Below are 17,474 nucleotides of genomic sequence, written 5' to 3'. Positions count from 1 at the left end.
CGCGAGTGGCGGATTCTTTGTCGGATTACGCTGCGCTAATCCGACCTACATGACTGTTTAATTCAACACTGCTACCCCGTAGGTCGCATTAGGCGCAACGCACCCTAATCTGACACGCTGTTTCACACACGTAATCCAACTCCACACTATTCATAACCATAAGCCCGAATAATAGCTTTACCTTTTTCACTACGCACAAAATCCACAAACTCCCGCGCGGCCTTTTTATCACTGAGCAATACCGCCTGCTGCTCAATAGGCTCATATAAATCCGCAGGCACCCGCCAGTAAGAACCGCTGATCTGTTCCGGTTTTTCCGGATCAATAATTTGCGCTAGCGCAACAAAACCCAACTCTGCAGCACTGCTGTAAACAAACTGATGCGTCTGGCTGATGTTTTCCCCGCGCACCAATTTTTCTTGCAGCTTGTCGTCAACACCCAAAGCCTCTAACGTTTGTTGCGCCGCTAATCCATAAGGTGCAAGGCGTGGATTGGCCATGGCAAGATGCGCAAAATCACCGCGCTGTAATACCTTGCCTTTCGCATCAACAACACCCGCTTTCGGGCTCCACAATATCAATTGGCCGCGTGCGTAGGTAAAACGTGAGCCACCTTGAGTGCGCCCATCCTCCTCCAACCGCATCGGCGTCCTGGCATCTGCGGCAAAAAACGCATCGAAGGGTGCACCGTGAATAATTTGCGCGTAGTGCGCCCCGGTAGAACCAAAAGCCAGTTGCACGCGATGTTCGCTGTATTGCTCGAATTCAGCCACCAGCTGCTTGGCGGCACGGGTGAAGTTGGAGGCTACCGCGATGGTGAGTTCATCGGCGTGGCTAAGGGGCGTCCAGAGAAGTAATGCAATTAAACTTTTATACAACGGGGATGGCATAGGTAATTTCCGGTGAGCTTAAGAAATGACTGCGCTGGATTGTAGCGCTGTTAAACCACTGACAACACAGGTAGGTGAAAAACAAACCCATTTCATGGGAGGGAATTGGGCGCCGGGGGAATCTGTGCTTGTGGTGCGTAATACCCGACCGTAAACTTTGCCGCTCTTCTGCTTTTTGCCACGGGTGCCACCTTGGAATTCTCCACCGATATATTGCTCTTGCTGTTTTTCATCGCTATCTGCGCCGGCTTTCTGGATACCCTCGCTGGTGGCGGTGGGTTGATTACGATTCCGGCGCTGGTGTTGTCTGGCGTGCCACCGCTGATGGCATTGGGCACGAATAAATTGCAGGCCTGCGTCGGTGTGGCGACGTCCAGCATTTTATTATTCAGGCGCGGCAAGCTCGACTGGCCTGCATTGCGGGGGTTGATGCTTGCGGCATTTATCGGTTCGGTTGTGGGTACGCTCATTATTCAATTTGTCGATCCGGCGGTACTCGGGTTTGTGATCCCCTGCGTGTTGGCCATTATTGCGGTGTACTTTATTTGTTCGCCTTTTCTTAAGTTAGAAACTGGTAAAGCGAAACTGGGCGAGGCCGCCTATAGACGCGCGGTGATTCCTGTCATCGGAGCCTACGATGGCATGTTTGGGCCGGGCACCGGTTCCTTCTTTGCGCTGGCCGGCGTCAGCCTGCGCGGTCTGGAATTAATCAAAGCGACTGCCATGGCTAAGCCGCTTAATTTCTCCACCAATCTGGCTTCTTTGCTGGTGTTTCTCCTGGCGGGGCAGGTGCTTTGGGTGGCTGGTCTGGTCATGATGGTCGGGCAGGGCTTGGGTGCCTGGGCCGGCTCGCACTATTTGTTTAAGGTTAATCCCATCCTGTTGCGCGTGGTCATCGTCACCGTGTGTTTATTGATGCTGGCGCGTTATCTGTATCAACGGTTGGTGGTGTGAATGCATGTGCTGGATGCGTTCTTGTGCACCACTATTTGCACTTATTTGGATCGTTTTACTGATTTTTTTGTGCGCACTGATGGTTCATAAAATGTGATTCTGTCTGGCTTTGTGCATTAAAGTTGCGCACTCATTTCAGCTGCTGCACTCCTGATTTGCGTTATGGCTCGCGCTGAGATGACCGTTTTTGTTTATATGGGCGAGATAAAAATACTTCCTGTAAATTCATTTAAATCAATGGGTTGGATGATTTTTAACGGCCATCAAATGAATTGATTCACGGGTTTTGAGCCGTGACTATTGCGAATTTTTCTGTCTGGCATAAGCCTTGCTCCAGGTCATTCAACCTCTATTTTCTTTGTTTGAATGATCGCTTATGTCTGATTCTGTTGTGGCATCAACGAGAACCGTCGCCAGCGTCTGCCCTTACTGTGGGGTGGGTTGCGGCATCCTGCTGGAAACCGACGGCAAAAAAATTCTCAAGGTCATTGGTGATAAAAACCATCCCACCAACTTTGGCCGGCTATGTACCAAAGGCTCCACCAGCGCTATGGCACTGCGCGATTCCGGGCGGATGGAATCCGCATTCCTGCGCAATGAGCGGGGGCGTGATCCGGTACAGATTGGTATGGACGAAGCCATCAGTGCCAGCGCCAAACGCTTGCGTCACATCATCGACCAACACGGCCCGGATGCGGTGGCCCTGTATGTGTCCGGGCAGATGTCCACCGAAGCCCAATACCTCGCCAACAAACTCGCCAAGGGCTTTATCGGCACCAACAATATCGAGTCCAACTCGCGTTTGTGCATGGCCAGTGCCGGGTCGGGCTATAAGCAATCCCTCGGCGCCGATGCACCGCCGGGGTCATACCAGGATTTTGATCGGGCGGGTGTATTTTTCGTGATCGGCGCCAACATGGCGGACTGTCACCCGATCCTGTTCCTGCGCATGATGGAGCGGGTCAAGCAGGGCGCCAGGCTGATTGTGGTTGACCCCCGCCGCAACGGCACCGCCGACAAAGCCGATTTGTTTATGCAGATCAAACCGGGCACCGACCTCGCGTTACTCAACGGTTTGCTGCATGTGCTGCACAACAACGGCCACACCGACGCCGACTTTATCGCTGCCTTTACCGAAGGTTGGGAGTCCATGCCGGCGTTTCTCGCCGAATACACGCCGGAACGTGTGGCCGACATAACAGGTATTCCTGCCAGCGACATTATCAAAGCCGCCCAGTGGATCGGCGCCGCGCCGGAATTTATGACCTGCTGGACCATGGGCCTCAACCAGAGTACTCACGGCACCTGGCACACCAACGCTATCTGTAACCTGCACCTCGCTACTGGCAAGATCTGCCGTCCCGGCAGTGGTCCTTTTTCGTTGACCGGCCAGCCCAATGCCATGGGCGGGCGGGAGATGGGTTATATGGGACCGGGGCTGCCCGGTCAGCGCAGTTTACTGGCCGAGGCCGATCGCGCCTTTGTTGAAGACTTGTGGCAGATTCCACGCAATAGCCTGCCCACCACCTTAGGTAAAGGCACGATCGATTTGTTTGAGCGTATGGCTGCCGGTGAAGTAAAAGCCTGCTGGGTCATTTGCACCAATCCTGTGGCCAGCGTGCCCAATCGCCAGACGGTTATTGATGGTCTTAGTCGCGCGGAACTGGTGATCACCCAGGACGCTTTTCTCGATACCGAAACCAACCGTTACGCTGATATCTTGTTGCCCGGTGCGCTCTGGGCCGAAGCCGAAGGTGTGATGATCAACTCCGAGCGCAACCTCACGCTGATGCAAAAAGCCATAGACCCACCGGGTGCGGCTTTACCGGATTGGCAGATCATTGCGCGCATTGCTTGCGAGATGGGTTATGCACACGCCTTTACTTACACCTCCGCCGAAGAGGTATTTGAAGAGATAAAACGTGCTGCCAATCCGAACACCGGATACGACCTGCGTGGTGCCAGCTATGCGCGCCTGCGCGAAACGCCGCTGCAATGGCCATGCCCACCGGATCAGGCAGACACGCGCAACCCGATTCGCTATCTCAATGACGGCGTGAGCCAAACCCTGCGCGAAACAAACGGTGAACGCCCGCACCTCAATTTCGCCACCGCCAATGGCAAAGCCGTGTTCTGGGCGCGCCCCTACCTGGCGCCCGCCGAATTGCCGGACGATGATTTCCCTTTTGTATTAAATACCGGTCGCCTGCAACACCAGTGGCACACGCTCACCAAGACCGGCAAAATCGCCACGCTTAACAAACTTAATCCAGGCCCTTTTGTGGAATTGCACCCCGAGGATGCGGCGAGATTGGGGGTGAAAAATAAAGATTGTGTGGAGCTTGCATCGCGGCGTGGCAGCGCAATTTTGCCGGCCGTGGTGACGAACCGTGTTATGGCCGGCAATTGTTTTGCGCCCTTTCACTGGAACGATGTCTACGGTGAACAACTCGCGGTCAACGCCGTGACCAACGATGCGATTGATGCGGTCTCGCAACAGCCAGAGATGAAATTCTGTGCAGTGAGTTTGAAAAAAGTGGAATTGATTGCGCGCGAGTTTGCCAGCACACCCGCTGCTGAATCTGCGCCACCGAGCGCTGAACCGGTAATGGCATTCGCGCCCATGAGTGAGGAAATCAGTATGGCCCTGATCCAGACCTTCGCACAAAAAGTGGGGGTGGTGCAGGTGCTGGCACCGGAACTGTCGGACGATGAGCGCAGTTACCTGAGTGGTTTTGTCAGTGGCTTGCAAGCCAGTGCGCGCTTGATTACCGCCGTCCCGAGTTTGCCGTTCGACGCACCCGTAGACGCCGGCAAACGCACCTGGATTAATGGCTTGCTAGCGGGTATGTTCAGCCGCGTTTTGCCAGTAGATTTGCCGGCAGAAAATGATAAACCTGCGTTGCGGATTTTATGGGCATCCCAAACCGGCAACGCCGAAACCCTCGCGGAAAATCTTGCGCAACAGGCGAGCCAGGCCGGATGGGCTGTGAAGGTTAACGCTATGGATGACTATCAACTTGAGCAACTGACACAGGAAAATTATCTGGTCTGTATTACCAGCACCTTCGGTGATGGCGATGCGCCGGACAACGGTCAACATTTCTGGCAACAACTGTCCGATGAAAGTGCGCCGTCGATTGATCAGCTGCACTTTGGCTTATTGGCATTAGGCGATTCCAATTACGCACAGTTTTGCGGTCACGGTAAAAATCTGGATGCGCGTCTGCAAGCGTTGGGCGCAAAGCCCTTATTGAATCGTTTGGACTGCGACACAGATTTCGAAACACCGGCGGCGCAGTGGTTTACGCAATTGCTCGCCAGTTTGCCAAGCAATGAAACGACACCAGGAAAATTATCGGGTGTGGTGGCCTCTGCAAAAACAGACGTTAATGTCAGCAAAACCAATCCCTATCCCGCCCAGCTGATTATCAATCGTCGCCTTAACAGCGAGGGCGCGGCCAAAGACACGCGGCAATTCGGTTTTGCGCTCGGCGGTTCCGGCATCACCTATGAAGCCGGTGATGCGCTCGGCGTCTGGCCGCAGAATTGCCCTGAGTTAGTTCTGGAAATGGCGCAACAACTCAATATCAACCTGGAAACGCCGGTGCTGGTGGATGCGCGCGAGAAACCCTTGCAACAAGCACTGCAACAACACTTTGAGATTTCCCGCCCCAGCCCGGACGCATTGAAATTGATTGCTGAACGCTCTGGCAATGATGAGCTGAAAAAATTGTTGCAGGCAGAACACAAAGCCGAATTACAGGATTGGTTGTGGGGACGGCAATTGGTGGATCTGCTCCATGAGTTTCCCATTCAATGTTCTGCCGAGGAATGGCTCGCGGTACTTAAACGATTGCAGCCGCGTTTATATTCGATTTCATCCAGTCCCAAAGCCTTTGCCGATGAAGTTCATTTAACTGTATCAGCAGTGCGTTATACGCGTTATCAACAAGGTAAAAAAACTCGCAAAGGCGTGTGCTCGACCTTTCTCGCAGATCGTGCAGAGGATATGACCATACCGATCTTTGTCCAGAGCAACAAAAACTTCCGTGTCCCCGCCGATGGTAGTGTACCCGTCATTATGGTCGGCCCGGGCACGGGAGTTGCTCCCTTCCGTGGGTTTTTGCAAGAGCGTCGCGCACGCGGCGATACGGGTAAAAACTGGTTGTTCTTCGGGGAGCAACACCAGGCAAGTGATTTTTATTATCGTGATGAACTGGAAGCGCATTTGCGCGATGGCCACCTCACCACCCTCAGCCTCGCCTTCTCCCGCGACCAAGGCCAAAAAATTTATGTTCAGGATCGCATGCGTGAAGCCGGTGCTGAAATCTGGCGCTGGCTGGAAGAGGGCGCGTATTTTTACGTTTGTGGTGATGCCAGTCGCATGGCCAAAGACGTTGATAATGCGTTACGCGATATCGTGCAACAGCACGGTGGTTTTAATGAGGTAGATACTGTGAATTACATGCGTAAGTTGAACATGCAGAAGCGGTATTTGCGGGATGTTTATTGATTGCTAATAGCGTGTGGATCGCTTTTAAAAAACTAATTGTCGGATTACGAGGCTTGCGCCTCTAATCCGACCTACAATCGAGCCAGTAGGTCGAATTAGAGGCGGCCCGCCGCCTCGTAATCCGACACACATCGCCCAACGTCACGCAAGTTTGAAATAACTGATCCTTGCTTTTAAATCCTGCGCACTCTTCAACAGCTCTTCGCTGTATTTCCCAACCTGATTGACCGTAGTGACTGTCAACTGAGTCACCTGGCTGATATTCACAATATTTTTATTAATTTCATCGGCGACCATCGTTTGCTCTTCGGCCGCCGCAGCGATTTGCATGTTCATACCATTGATGGTGGACACTGACGATTTAATTTTACTTAAAACGCCTTTGGTTTTTTCTGCGTAGGACACGGTTTGTTGAGCCTCCTGACGGCCCTTATCCATGGCTTTAACCGCATTGGCAACACCGTTCTGCAATCGCTCAATCATGCCCTGAATCTCCTGGGTAGACGCATGTGTGCGACTTGCTAATGTGCGCACTTCGTCCGCGACCACCGCAAAACCACGTCCCTGTTCGCCGGCGCGTGCGGCTTCAATGGCGGCATTCAAGGCGAGTAGATTGGTCTGTTCAGCAATGCCGCGAATGACTTCCATCACTTTACCGATTTCGTTGCTGTCTTTAGCCAGCTGTGTAATGGAGTCAGCCGTGTGGTCGACTTCGTGTGACAGGTCCAGGATGGATTGCAGTGATTGGCTGACCAAATGATTGCCATCTGTAAACTCATTGTCCGCCGTATGGCTCGCCTGAGCAGCGCTTTGTGTATTGCGCGCAACATCGGTAACGGTGGCCGTCATTTGATTCATCGCGGCGCTAACTTGCTCAGTTTCCTCCTGTTGCAAACGCAGGTCGCGAATCGTTTTTTGGCTGCTGGCAGAGAGCTCCAGGGATGTCTGATTCAAATGATTACTGACGGTTTGCACGCTGGCTATTGATAGTTGTAATTGTTTTAGCATCTGGGTTAGCGCAGAAATAATACTGCCGTCCCGCGCCTTCCATCGGCTGGTATCAATAGTCAGGTTGCCACCGGCGATTTCGCGCGCGATATTGGCTGCATCAGTTGGCTCGCCGCCCAACTGTGTCAGCAGGTTGGAGAGAATGCGTGTGCCCAGAAAAATACTCAGGCTGATGGCCAGGATAACGCTCAGTGCATTAATCCAGAGAGTGCGCTCGTAGGTTAGGGTGGACTCGTCGTATTCCTTATTCGCTAACGTGAGTTGCAGTTCAATTAATTCATTAATCTTGTTGCTGATAGGATCTATGCTTTGATAAAGCGGCCCGTCAAACTGGCCCATTTCGTTCGTTATTACACCGCTTTTTCCGCGCAGAAAATAAATTAATTTATCAATATCCTGATTAGCAGTAGTAAACAACATATCCGCTTCCCTGGCTTGTCGTGCTTCCTCATTCGTTAGTTCCTTGGTTTGAAAAGATCGCCAGGATTCCTTGATCATGCGATTGGCACTTTCCAATTCGGCAACGGCTTTTTCCGCTGTAATCAGCCCGGCATTGGTTTTATTGACCAGATCGATAATGGAAATGGCGTAGGCATCGGAGATAGTCTTTAACTCCCGCAAAGGAATTTCCAGCTCAAAATGGATCATGTGGATACTGTCATGCTGGGACTTAACAAAATAGGTACCGCTCAACGCGATCAATAACAGGAACAGGCAAGGAATAGCTAACGTAAGATACAACTTGGAAGAAATTTTCATCAACAGACACTCAGGAAATCGTAATAACCCAGGTCTATGGTTAAAGGGGTGGCGGGCCGGCCAGACGTAGCTGTACTCTTCCCACCGCTAATGCTTTACCCATAGACAATGCTTCGGGAAATCCTTTACCGCATAATTCAGAACGACCGATAGGTACAATCTTCAACGTCTATACGGTAATGCTGGCTCCGTAGGTGAGCGATGAAATGGCTGCGTTAGTCAAGGATGGTTGCCTGGCTATTAAGGTTTATGGTCGCCAGATTAATGTTGATTCACGCGACAATGAGGTTAGCAGGCTTTCTGTGCTATTCACTTGCTTTGGATCAAATTCGCTTATGATATTTTGTTTGCTATTTTTCGAATTTGTGCCTTGTTTAGCGTTGTCTTTGCTGCTTAAAACCGAAAGCGCAAGAAGTTGTGATTGATAGATGCTTTTGGATGGGGAGGAAAATTTGCAAAGGTGTTTTCAGTTTTTACTGAGCGTGCGGACGAGCTTGATTCATACCATTCTGTCGGATTACGAGGCGGTGGGCCGCCTCTAATCCGACCTACGTTTGGGTTTAGTTGAAGATATTGTCGTCGCCTGGAAAAACGCCCGCTTTCACATCCGCTACATACTTCTGCATCGCGCCGGGAATATCCCGCGCTTCCAGTAAAAAGTTTTTGGAAAACTTGGGCGGTTGTTCAGTCAGTCCGAGGATGTCGTTGATCACCAGGACTTGCGCGTCGGTATCGCGGCCGGCGCCGATGCCGATGGTGGGGATGGGGATGCTGCGGGTAATGGCAGCGCCCAACTCGGCGGGAACGCACTCAAGTACTAATAAATCAGCGCCGGCGTCGGCTAATAATTTTGCGTCGGCGAGAATTTTATCGGCGTCTTCCTGAGAGCGGCCTTGCACGCGGAAGCCGCCAAATTTGTTCACCGACTGCGGCGTTAATCCCAAGTGTGCGCATACCGGAATGCCGCGTTCGGCGAGCATGGAAACTGTCTCGGCCAGCCAGGCGCCCCCTTCGAGTTTTACCATGTGTGCGCCGGCTTGCATGATGCGCGCGCAGTTGCGCAGAGCATCGTCGGGTGTGGCGTAGGTCATAAACGGCAAGTCGCCGACGATGAGGGATTTTTTATTGCCGCGCGCGACCGCTTCGACGTGGTAAATCATCTGCTCCATGGTCACCGGGATGGTGCTGTCATACCCCAGCACCGTCATGCCCAATGAATCGCCGATCAACACCACTTCCACGCCGCACTTTTGTGCCATGGCGGCCATGTGCGCATCGTAGAGTGAAATCACCACAAATTTCTCGTTACTGTTTTTTAATTTATAGAGCGTGTTGATGGTGACGGGTTTGGTCAGCGCGCTGTCGGTTGTGGGTGTTCCGTAGGGCATAAGGGTATTCTCTTGAAGCAGCGTGTGAAATTCACAGCGCGGGTGTCGGGTTGTAATAGTGGCGGCCGCTTTTGATGGTCAACACGTATTCAACCAGCTGCTTGAAATGATCGCGGTTGCTCGCCAGGTTTAAATCTTTTGCGTTCACAATTAATAAGGGGGCGCCATCGTAATAATGAAAAAAATGCGTGTAGGCGTCGTTCAGCGCCTTTAAATAATCCGTGCTGATCTGTTGTTCAATGGCGACGCCGCGTTGGCGAATGCGATCTACCAATACATCCAAAGGGGCTTGCAGATAAATCACCAGATCCGGTCGCGGTGCATTGATCGTCAGGCGGTCATATACCTGTTGATAAATATTTAACTCGTCGTCATCCAGCGTGACCTGGGCAAAGAGTTGATCTTTTTCAATTAAAAAATCGGCGACACGTACCGGTTCAAAAATATCCGCCTGGCGCAATGACTCCAATTGATTGGCGCGTTGAAATAAAAAGAATAATTGCGTGGGCAGGGCGGCGGTTTTCGGGTTCTGGTAAAACCGGGCGAGGAAGGGGTTTTCTTCCGGTTGTTCAAGCAGCACGTCGTAATTAAACAGGCGTGCAATATTTTTGGCGAGCGTGGTTTTGCCCACGCCGATGCAACCTTCCACCGCGATGTAACGCGGCAATTGCACATTGGTTAAATCCAGGTGTAACTCATCAAATACGGCTTCCACTGACTGCTCCTGTATTTGTTATGGCGGAAAATCCTGATCAGTTAATAACCCGCAAGCCATCGGCGGGTGTCTGCGCTAATAATGCCGCAAGACGAGTGCCGCAGGGTAACACTAATTGCGGATCAATGGCGGCGAGCGGGTAGAGCACAAAGCTGCGCTGGGCCAGGTAGGGGTGGGGTACTTGCAGGCGCGGGTGGTCAATTACCTGGCCGTCGTACAGCAGCAAGTCGAGATCCAGGGTGCGCGGTCCCCAACGCTCCAGGCGGACCCGCTGGTGGGCCTGCTCCACGGCTTGTAATTGGTCCAGCAAGGCCAGGGGTTCGAGATGGGTGATGATCCGCGCCACGGCATTGATGTAATCCGGTTGCTCACCCGGTCCAACCGCTCTGCTTTGGTACAGCGGCGATTGGCCGGTGAGACGGGTATCGGGGAGTTGCGCCAGTTCAGCAAGTGCCTGCTCAACCTGGGCGCGCGGATTTTCAAGGTTGCTGCCCAAGCCGATAAATGCCGTGATGGCGGGGGTAACGCGGCTCATCATCAATCGTTGGTTGTGCTGGGCGGATTTGCATCGCCGCCTTCGGTGCGCGGTTTGCGCGGCGCGCGCCGACGGGGTCTGGGTTTGCCCTTTCCGCCCGCCTGTTTGCCCAGATCTTTCACCATGTTTTCGCGTTCGTCGTCGCTAGCACCTTGGAAGCGGGTCCACCAGGTGCCGAGCCCATCAAGCTGCTCGCCCGCCGCTTCGCGCATCAACAGGAAATCATAGGCCGCGCGGAAACGTGGGTGATCCAACAGGCGTAAGGCGCGCATGCCCTGGCGTTGGGGCAAACGGTACTGCAAATCCCAGATTTCGCGCATGGGCAGCAGGAAACGTTTCGGTAACGAGGTGTGACCCAACTGCTGGCTGATAACCGTTTGCGCGGCTTGCAAGTAGGCCTGGGTGGGGGGCATATGCTTCACCAGACGGCGCAGTTCCGCTTGCAGGGCTGGCCATAGCAACGCAGCGTAGATAAAAGCAGGTGTTACGGTTTTGTCACTGCGTACCCGCTTGTCGGTGTTGACCATGGTCTGTTCGATCAGCGCCGCACCAATGGGGTCGCCGGCTGCCAACGCGGCTTCGGTGCCGGGAAAGAGGTAAGCAAGTAACCGATAATCGCGCATGAGCTCGAAGGTGGCGGTTGCTGAGCCGCCCATGAATAACTTGAGGACTTCTTCAAACAAACGCGCGGAGGGAATATTGCGCAACAGTGAGCCCAGCTCATAGATCGGGTCTGCAGTTTTGGGTTCGATACTGAAGCCCAGCTTGGCTGCAAAGCGCACCGCGCGCAGCATGCGTACCGGATCTTCTTTATAGCGGGTCACCGGGTCGCCGATGATACGCAACTGGCGTTGCTTGAGATCTTCCAGGCCGCCAGTGTAGTCATAGACCGCAAAGTCTTTGGCGTTGTAATAGAGCGCGTTAACCGTAAAGTCGCGGCGCACGGCGTCGGTTTCTATGGTGCCGTAGACGTTGTCGCGCAGCAACATGCCATCTTCCGAGCGGGCTTCATCGTGATGACCGCGGAAGGTGGTGACTTCAATAATTTCCCGCCCGATGCGCACATGCACAATCTGAAAGCGACGGCCGATGATCCGCGCACCGCGAAAGACACGTTTGATCTCTTCTGGCTTGGCATCGGTAGCTACGTCGAAATCCTTCGGATGCCCGCCCAGCAGTAAATCCCGTACACCGCCGCCGACGAGGAAGGCATTGAAGCCGGATTCCTGTAATTGACGCATGATCCGCAACGCCGCCTGGCTGACGTTTTTGCGCGAAATATTATGCTGATCTCGGGGAATAATGAGCAGGGAGGGATGGGTGGATTTGCCCTTGGGAGCAAGATAATTTAACAAGCGTTTAAGCATAGGCACAGCTACATGAAGTGAATTCGCGGGTGCTGGCTTGAAGTGTCGTATGGGACATTTCCTTTAGGGATAGCCTTCGAGGATGGTTGATCCAGCGCCCTTGCTTATAGATGCGCGGGAGTTTAGCACGGGCGCGGGAAACGGGGAAATTAAGGGTGTGACGGTGGCGGCGAATGACGGTGGTTAAATTCACCTGTTTGTTGTCGGATTAGCGCAGCGTAATCCGACATCAACACCGGCTAAACCCGCGCACCAATCGGCAAACGCGTGATCGGCTTACCTGTTGCGGCATACAAGGCATTGGCCAAGGCTCCCGCAACCGGTGGCACACCCGGTTCACCCACGCCCGAGGGCGGTTCTGCCGAGGGCACGATATGCACTTCCACCCTGGGCATTTGCGGAATCCGCATCAGTGTGTAGTTGTGGAAATTGGTCTGCACAATCTTGCCCTTGTCCAGGGTAATTTCCTCGGCCAGAGCCGCGCTCAGGCCAAAGCCGATGCTGCCTTCCATTTGTGCGCGGATCACGTCGGGATTGACCGCAATGCCGCAATCAATGGCGCAGACCACACGATCCACACTGAAACTGCCGTCGTCAGCAACGGTGACTTCCGCCACCTGGGCACACCATGAACCCATGGCCTTGTGCACGGCGATACCGCGTCCGCGCCCTTTGGGCAGCGGTTTATCCCATCCGGCCTGTTGTGCGGCCAGGTTGAGTGCGCCGAGGAAACGGGGATGCTCTTTCAGCATCTCCCGGCGGAACACCAGGGGATCTTTGCCTGCTGCCTTGGCCAACTGGTCGATGAAACCCTCCACGATAAACGCATGGCCGGAATGACCGACGGAACGCCACCAGAGTGTTGAGATAGCGGCTTTCATCTCGGTGGCCTGCACGGACAAGTTGGGGATGGCATAGGGCATATCCGCAATGCCCTCAATCAATGTACCGTCGATAGGTCCCTGGATAAACGCCTCAAACGGCGAGCCGCGCAGAATCGGCTGGGCAACGGCGTGATGCTCCCACGCCATCAACTTGCCTTCCGGCGACACGGCACCGCGCACGCGATGGACGGCCATGGGGCGGAATTTGCCGTTGTGAATGTCATCTTCGCGTGCCCATACCATCTTCACCGGGCGCCCGGGAACCTGTTTGGCGATGGCCACGGCGTCCATCACATAGTCGTTAGGTGCCGCGCGCCGGCCGAAGCTGCCGCCGGCGTAGAGTGTGTGAATCCTTACTTGCTCCGGTTTAAGGCCGGTGGCTTTGGCGACTTCGTGTTGGTCGTTGGTCTGCATCTGGCAGGCGTACCAGAGTTCGCAGGCGGTTTTGTCGACCTTCACCACACAGTTCAAGGGTTCGATAGGTGTGTGGGCCAAGTAGGGCAGGTGATATTCGGTCTCGATGACATTCTCGGCCTTGGCCAGTGCTGCGGCTGCGTCACCCTGGGCTTTGACCGAGGTGCCAGGTTTGCGCGCGGTTTCGGTGAATTGGGTAAAGAGTTCATCGCTGCTGCGGGTTTCGCAGGCCGACAGGTCCCATTCCGCTTGCAGCAATTGACGCGCTTTTTGGGCGGGCCAGAAGCCGTCTGCCACCACCGCGACGCCGCGCGGGATTTCCACCACATCAACCACGCCGGGTACGGCTTTGGCCTTGGTTGCATCGACTTTTTTCAGTTTGCCGAACATCTTCGGTGGATAAAGCACCACAGCCGTCAACATGCCCGGTAACTGGATGTCCTGGGTATAAATCGCCGTGCCGTCGGTTTTTTCCGGGCTGTCTTTGCGTGGAATGGTTTTGCCGATCAGCCGGAAATCTTTGGGATCTTTTAGTGTGGGGGACTGGGGCACCGGCAGCGCCGCTGCCTTACCGGCCAATTCGCCGAAGGTGGCCGTCTTGTTGCCGTGGGAGATGATGCCGTCTTTGACCTTGATGTCTTTTACGGGTACTTCCCATTGTTTGGCCGCCGCTTCTACCAACATGGCGCGGGCAGCCGCACCGGCCTTGCGCAGCTGCTCCCAGGAATTGGCGATGGCGGTTGAGCCGCCGGTGCCTTGGGCGGGGCCCCAGAACAGGTTGTTGTAACGGCTGGAGTCGGCGGGTGCGGATTCCCAATCCATCTGCTCCCAACTTGCATCCAGTTCTTCGGCCACCAGTGTGGTCAGGCCAGTACTGACGCCCTGGCCCATATCCAGATGTTTGACGACAACGGTCACGCGGTTGTCCGGCGTGATGGTAAGGAAGGCGTTGAACACCAGCTCATTGGTGGAAATGGCCGCCTCGGCGGCTGAAGCATTGAGTGTCAGGCCGGGTAAGGCGCCACAACCGAGTATCAAGCCGCTCCCGGCGGTAACAGATTTCAGGAAAAAGCGTCGGCTTAGCGGTTGCTCGCTGAGGTTGCGCGGCGCTTGTGCCTGCGCATGTTGTTGTAGGAAGTGCATCAGGCTTTCCTCCCTAGTTCATCCGCCGCTTCATGGATGGCGGTACGGATACGCTGGTAAGTCGCACAACGACACAGGTTGCCTTGCATGGCGCTGTCAATCTGGTCATCGTTGGGCTTGGGATTATTTTCCAGCAGGGCTACCGCAGACATGATCTGCCCGGATTGGCAGTAACCACACTGCACCACATCCAGCTTGCGCCAGGCGTCTTGTACCACCTTGGCGGTAGGCGATTGCAGGCCTTCAATAGTGCGGACATCAGCACCGCTGGCCGCTGACAGTGGAATGCTGCACGAGCGCACTGCCGTGCCGTTGAAGTGGACGGTGCAGGCGCCGCACTGGGCGACACCACAGCCGAACTTGGTGCCGGTCAGTTTGAGTTCATCGCGCAACGCCCACAGCAACGGCGTATCCGGCGCGAGATCCAGCGACTGCTGCTTACCATTTATCTTGAGTGAAATCATGGTGTTATCCCTGTTTTTACGTGAAGGAGATCGGATCGGGTATCCACATCAAAAGCCGCGTTGGGCATAGGAACGGCGGTTACGTCATTGCCGTTCAATAAGCCCTTGGCGCCCCGGTCACCGCTCAGCTGCAGCAGCCAGGGTTTGGCTGTTGCCGGAAAGATGGCCGGTACCCCGCGCGTGCCGGCAAAGGCGGCGCAGGTAACTTTGTGGGGGTTGGCTTTCCAGGTTGTTAATAGTTGTTGTAAGTCATCAATGTCGATCAGTGGTTGGTCGCCCAGTAGAACCAGTACGGCGTTCTCAGGAGTTAACTGGCTTACGCCATAGGCCAGGGAACTGCCCATCCCTTTGTGCCAGTTTGCGCAATAACTTAATGTGATCGCTGAGTCGCTAATGTGGGCAGCGATATCCCGGTGATAGGCGCCGGTCACCATCGCCACCCGATTCAGCGGCAAACGGCTGGCAGCATCAATTATCCGGTCTAACACCGGGGCTCCCTGCCAGTCGGCCAATAGTTTGCAGCTGCCGAAGCGTGAAGAACTGCCCGCCGCCAGAATCAAGCCGTCCAGCTTCATGGTTAACCTGCTGCGTTAAAGGTGCCAAGGTTCGGGCGTGGCCCATTGATTTCCTGGGCTGAGTCGAGGGCGTAAGCCTCACTTAATGCTGTCGCATTACTGCCGTGGATAACGGCATGGCATTCGGCGAGCACGGAGAGCGCAATGCTTTCCGGTAAGTCGCCGCCCAGGGCCAAACCCATAGGGCCCGCAATCGGCACGGGAAGTTGGTGCTCACTGAGTCCCGCAGCAGCGAGTACTTCGCGTTTGCGTTGGGCAGGTCCGAGCAGTCCAATGTAGCTTGCCCCGCTGTTGCGCAACCCTTGCAGGGCCGCTGCGTCCAGTACCACGTTGTGGTGAGCGACGATCACGCCGTCAATTTGCTGCAGCAAGGCTGTATCGAGGTCGGTAGCACTCGTCTGTAACAGTTCAACGCCAGAGGGAAAACTGTCGCGGCGCTGTTGCGACAGACGTTGGTCGGCCAGTGTCACCCGCCAGCCCATCGCGAGGGCAAGATTACATAGGGGAACCATGTCAACGCCGCTGCCAAGAATCAACAAATGGGGTAAAGGGTTAATCAGGGTGACCAGATGGTCGCCGTCGTTACCGTTGATGATCTTGCCAGCCTGGCGTTGGTGAAAAGCCTTGGGACAGGTGGTAACGACAGCGGAATCCTGATCGACGGCCAGCTGATAACGGCACGCCTGTTGTGTCTGCAATTGTTCGAATACCTGATCCAGCGCCAGGAATTGATTGTAGGCATGACAGGGGTGGAGGAGGATTTCCGCTGCACCGCCGCAGCCAATACCAAGACGCCAGGCCAGGCTGCCTTCATCGGTGGCATCGTAGGTAACCCGTCGGCTTTTACCCAGCGCAATAACCTTACGCGCTTGCAGTAACAAATCGCCTTCAAGGCAACCGCCGCTCAATAGTCCCAACTGATGACCGGCGTCAGATAGCAACATCAAGGCGCCGCTCTTGCGATAAACGGAGCCACGGGTGCGAATAACCGCTCCCAACACCCAGCGGTGCTCGTGTTTCAGCGGAAACCATTGGCTCAGTGCATGGTAGAAACTGGTGGCCATAGAGGACTGTCCTGCGTCTGGTTAAGCCGGCTTGGGTTGCTGTAGCGCCAGAAGAGTGGCTTACGTTCGCATGGTGGCTTGGGTAGGGGGAAGGGGGTTTACATTTCTTTTATTTGTTTAAAAAAAGAGGAAGAAATCTTAATCCTGAATAAATGTCATGTGATGGAGCATGTGCCACGGATACAACAGACAGCTAGTAATTTGGAATCTATTTTTGAAGCGGGGTTTAGGAAATCCAATAAAGCAAAACGGGAAATCTTTCGATTTCCCGTTTGGAGGGCAGCACGACAAAGGTGCCAGTGGCATTCAAATGGGGTGCTTCCGTGCCCATTTCCAACTTCGCTTGCTATCCCATCCTGTGCCTAGTCAGTATTTCCGCTTTATTGTGTCTTGTTATATTTCTTGTCTTCTAGCGCTGGTTTTATCTAATTAGTCTTGTTGTTATTAGTAATATCTCTGTTTTTATTATTTGTTGTTTTTATTATCTAGCTTCAGTTTCTTATTGTTTGTTGTTTTTATTAAAAATTTTCAGTTTCTTATTGTTTGTTGTTGTTATTAGTTTGTCGCTTTTTTTCTTATTGTTTGTTGTTGTTATGGCTGCGTATAGAGCAGGTCTTGTGCCAATGTTGGTTTTTCTTTATTTTTCAATAAGTTAACTTTTTTGAAGAACCGCTTATTCAGTTTGGTTATTTCCGTAGGTTACAGATTTAAGGGAATGTTGTTACGTTTCCGTTGTCCGGTAACAGAATTCAGACGGTAACAGACCCGTGACCGGGGGTAACGAACCTGTCGCGCAAC

The 17,474-nt window shown here is 53.8% G+C and carries 12 protein-coding genes; 2 read left to right on the top strand and 10 right to left on the bottom strand.

Features of this window, described 5'->3' with window-relative positions; all coding sequences use genetic code 11:
* Positions 1-146: 146 nt before the first annotated feature.
* Entirely contained in the window at positions 147-890 is a 744-nt protein-coding gene (gene modA / locus CBR65_RS09920; protein WP_087466703.1) for a molybdate ABC transporter substrate-binding protein, read from the bottom strand.
* A 192-nt stretch (positions 891-1,082) separates the two neighbouring features.
* Here modA and CBR65_RS09915 point away from each other — a divergent pair, with 192 nt between their 5' ends.
* Entirely contained in the window at positions 1,083-1,844 is a 762-nt protein-coding gene (locus tag CBR65_RS09915; protein ID WP_087466702.1) for a TSUP family transporter, read from the top strand.
* A 376-nt stretch (positions 1,845-2,220) separates the two neighbouring features.
* Positions 2,221-6,360: a sulfite reductase subunit alpha gene (locus CBR65_RS09910; RefSeq protein ID WP_087466701.1), complete on the top strand. Its 4,140-nt coding sequence runs from the start codon at positions 2,221-2,223 to the stop codon at positions 6,358-6,360.
* 141 nt (positions 6,361-6,501) lie between these two features.
* On the opposite strand, the gene CBR65_RS09905 is transcribed toward CBR65_RS09910, so the two are convergent.
* From CBR65_RS09905 to CBR65_RS09865, 9 genes are all read right to left on the bottom strand, one after another.
* Positions 6,502-8,127: a methyl-accepting chemotaxis protein gene (locus tag CBR65_RS09905; RefSeq protein ID WP_087466700.1), complete on the bottom strand. Its 1,626-nt coding sequence runs from the start codon at positions 8,125-8,127 to the stop codon at positions 6,502-6,504.
* 560 nt (positions 8,128-8,687) lie between these two features.
* The gene (panB, locus tag CBR65_RS09900; RefSeq protein WP_087466699.1) at positions 8,688-9,515 is read right to left on the bottom strand and encodes a 3-methyl-2-oxobutanoate hydroxymethyltransferase; all 828 of its coding nucleotides are present in this window, start codon (positions 9,513-9,515) and stop codon (positions 8,688-8,690) included.
* 31 nt (positions 9,516-9,546) lie between these two features.
* Positions 9,547-10,230 carry a deoxynucleoside kinase gene (locus CBR65_RS09895; RefSeq protein WP_087466698.1) on the bottom strand — a complete coding sequence of 228 codons (684 nt, stop codon included), beginning with the start codon at positions 10,228-10,230 and terminating at the stop codon, positions 9,547-9,549.
* 37 nt (positions 10,231-10,267) lie between these two features.
* Positions 10,268-10,765: a 2-amino-4-hydroxy-6-hydroxymethyldihydropteridine diphosphokinase gene (gene folK / locus CBR65_RS09890; RefSeq protein ID WP_087469008.1), complete on the bottom strand. Its 498-nt coding sequence runs from the start codon at positions 10,763-10,765 to the stop codon at positions 10,268-10,270.
* A gap of 2 nt (positions 10,766-10,767) precedes the next feature.
* Positions 10,768-12,132, bottom strand: a complete 1,365-nt coding sequence (gene pcnB, locus CBR65_RS09885) for a polynucleotide adenylyltransferase PcnB (RefSeq protein ID WP_087466697.1) — start codon at positions 12,130-12,132, stop codon at positions 10,768-10,770.
* 239 nt (positions 12,133-12,371) lie between these two features.
* Positions 12,372-14,573, bottom strand: coding sequence for a xanthine dehydrogenase family protein molybdopterin-binding subunit (locus CBR65_RS09880; RefSeq protein ID WP_087466696.1), 2,202 nt, complete (start codon positions 14,571-14,573; stop codon positions 12,372-12,374).
* Positions 14,573-15,037, bottom strand: coding sequence for a (2Fe-2S)-binding protein (locus CBR65_RS09875; RefSeq protein ID WP_087466695.1), 465 nt, complete (start codon positions 15,035-15,037; stop codon positions 14,573-14,575). Before CBR65_RS09875 ends, CBR65_RS09880 begins: the two co-directional genes overlap by 1 nt.
* Positions 15,034-15,612, bottom strand: a complete 579-nt coding sequence (locus CBR65_RS09870; protein ID WP_087466694.1) for an NTP transferase domain-containing protein — start codon at positions 15,610-15,612, stop codon at positions 15,034-15,036. The genes CBR65_RS09875 and CBR65_RS09870 overlap by 4 nt, the downstream gene beginning before the upstream one ends.
* A 2-nt stretch (positions 15,613-15,614) precedes the next feature.
* Positions 15,615-16,676, bottom strand: coding sequence for an XdhC family protein (locus CBR65_RS09865; RefSeq protein ID WP_087466693.1), 1,062 nt, complete (start codon positions 16,674-16,676; stop codon positions 15,615-15,617).
* Positions 16,677-17,474: the final 798 nt, after the last annotated feature.

The organism is Cellvibrio sp. PSBB006 (genome assembly GCF_002162135.1).
Classification (GTDB): domain Bacteria; phylum Pseudomonadota; class Gammaproteobacteria; order Pseudomonadales; family Cellvibrionaceae; genus Cellvibrio.
This window is presented reverse-complemented; position numbering and strand designations above follow the sequence as displayed.

Bases quoted from the DNA above. Each gene is read 5' to 3' on its own strand.
- CBR65_RS09865 (WP_087466693.1), bottom strand. From the start codon at position 16,676: ATGGCCACCAGTTTCTACCATGCACTGAGCCAATGGTTTCCGCTGAAA.
- folK (WP_087469008.1), bottom strand. From the start codon at position 10,765: ATGAGCCGCGTTACCCCCGCCATCACGGCATTTATCGGCTTGGGCAGC.
- CBR65_RS09905 (WP_087466700.1), bottom strand. From the start codon at position 8,127: ATGAAAATTTCTTCCAAGTTGTATCTTACGTTAGCTATTCCTTGCCTG.
- CBR65_RS09880 (WP_087466696.1), bottom strand. From the start codon at position 14,573: ATGCACTTCCTACAACAACATGCGCAGGCACAAGCGCCGCGCAACCTC.
- CBR65_RS09875 (WP_087466695.1), bottom strand. From the start codon at position 15,037: ATGATTTCACTCAAGATAAATGGTAAGCAGCAGTCGCTGGATCTCGCG.
- CBR65_RS09910 (WP_087466701.1), top strand. From the start codon at position 2,221: ATGTCTGATTCTGTTGTGGCATCAACGAGAACCGTCGCCAGCGTCTGC.
- pcnB (WP_087466697.1), bottom strand. From the start codon at position 12,132: ATGCTTAAACGCTTGTTAAATTATCTTGCTCCCAAGGGCAAATCCACC.
- CBR65_RS09870 (WP_087466694.1), bottom strand. From the start codon at position 15,612: ATGAAGCTGGACGGCTTGATTCTGGCGGCGGGCAGTTCTTCACGCTTC.
- panB (WP_087466699.1), bottom strand. From the start codon at position 9,515: ATGCCCTACGGAACACCCACAACCGACAGCGCGCTGACCAAACCCGTC.
- modA (WP_087466703.1), bottom strand. From the start codon at position 890: ATGCCATCCCCGTTGTATAAAAGTTTAATTGCATTACTTCTCTGGACG.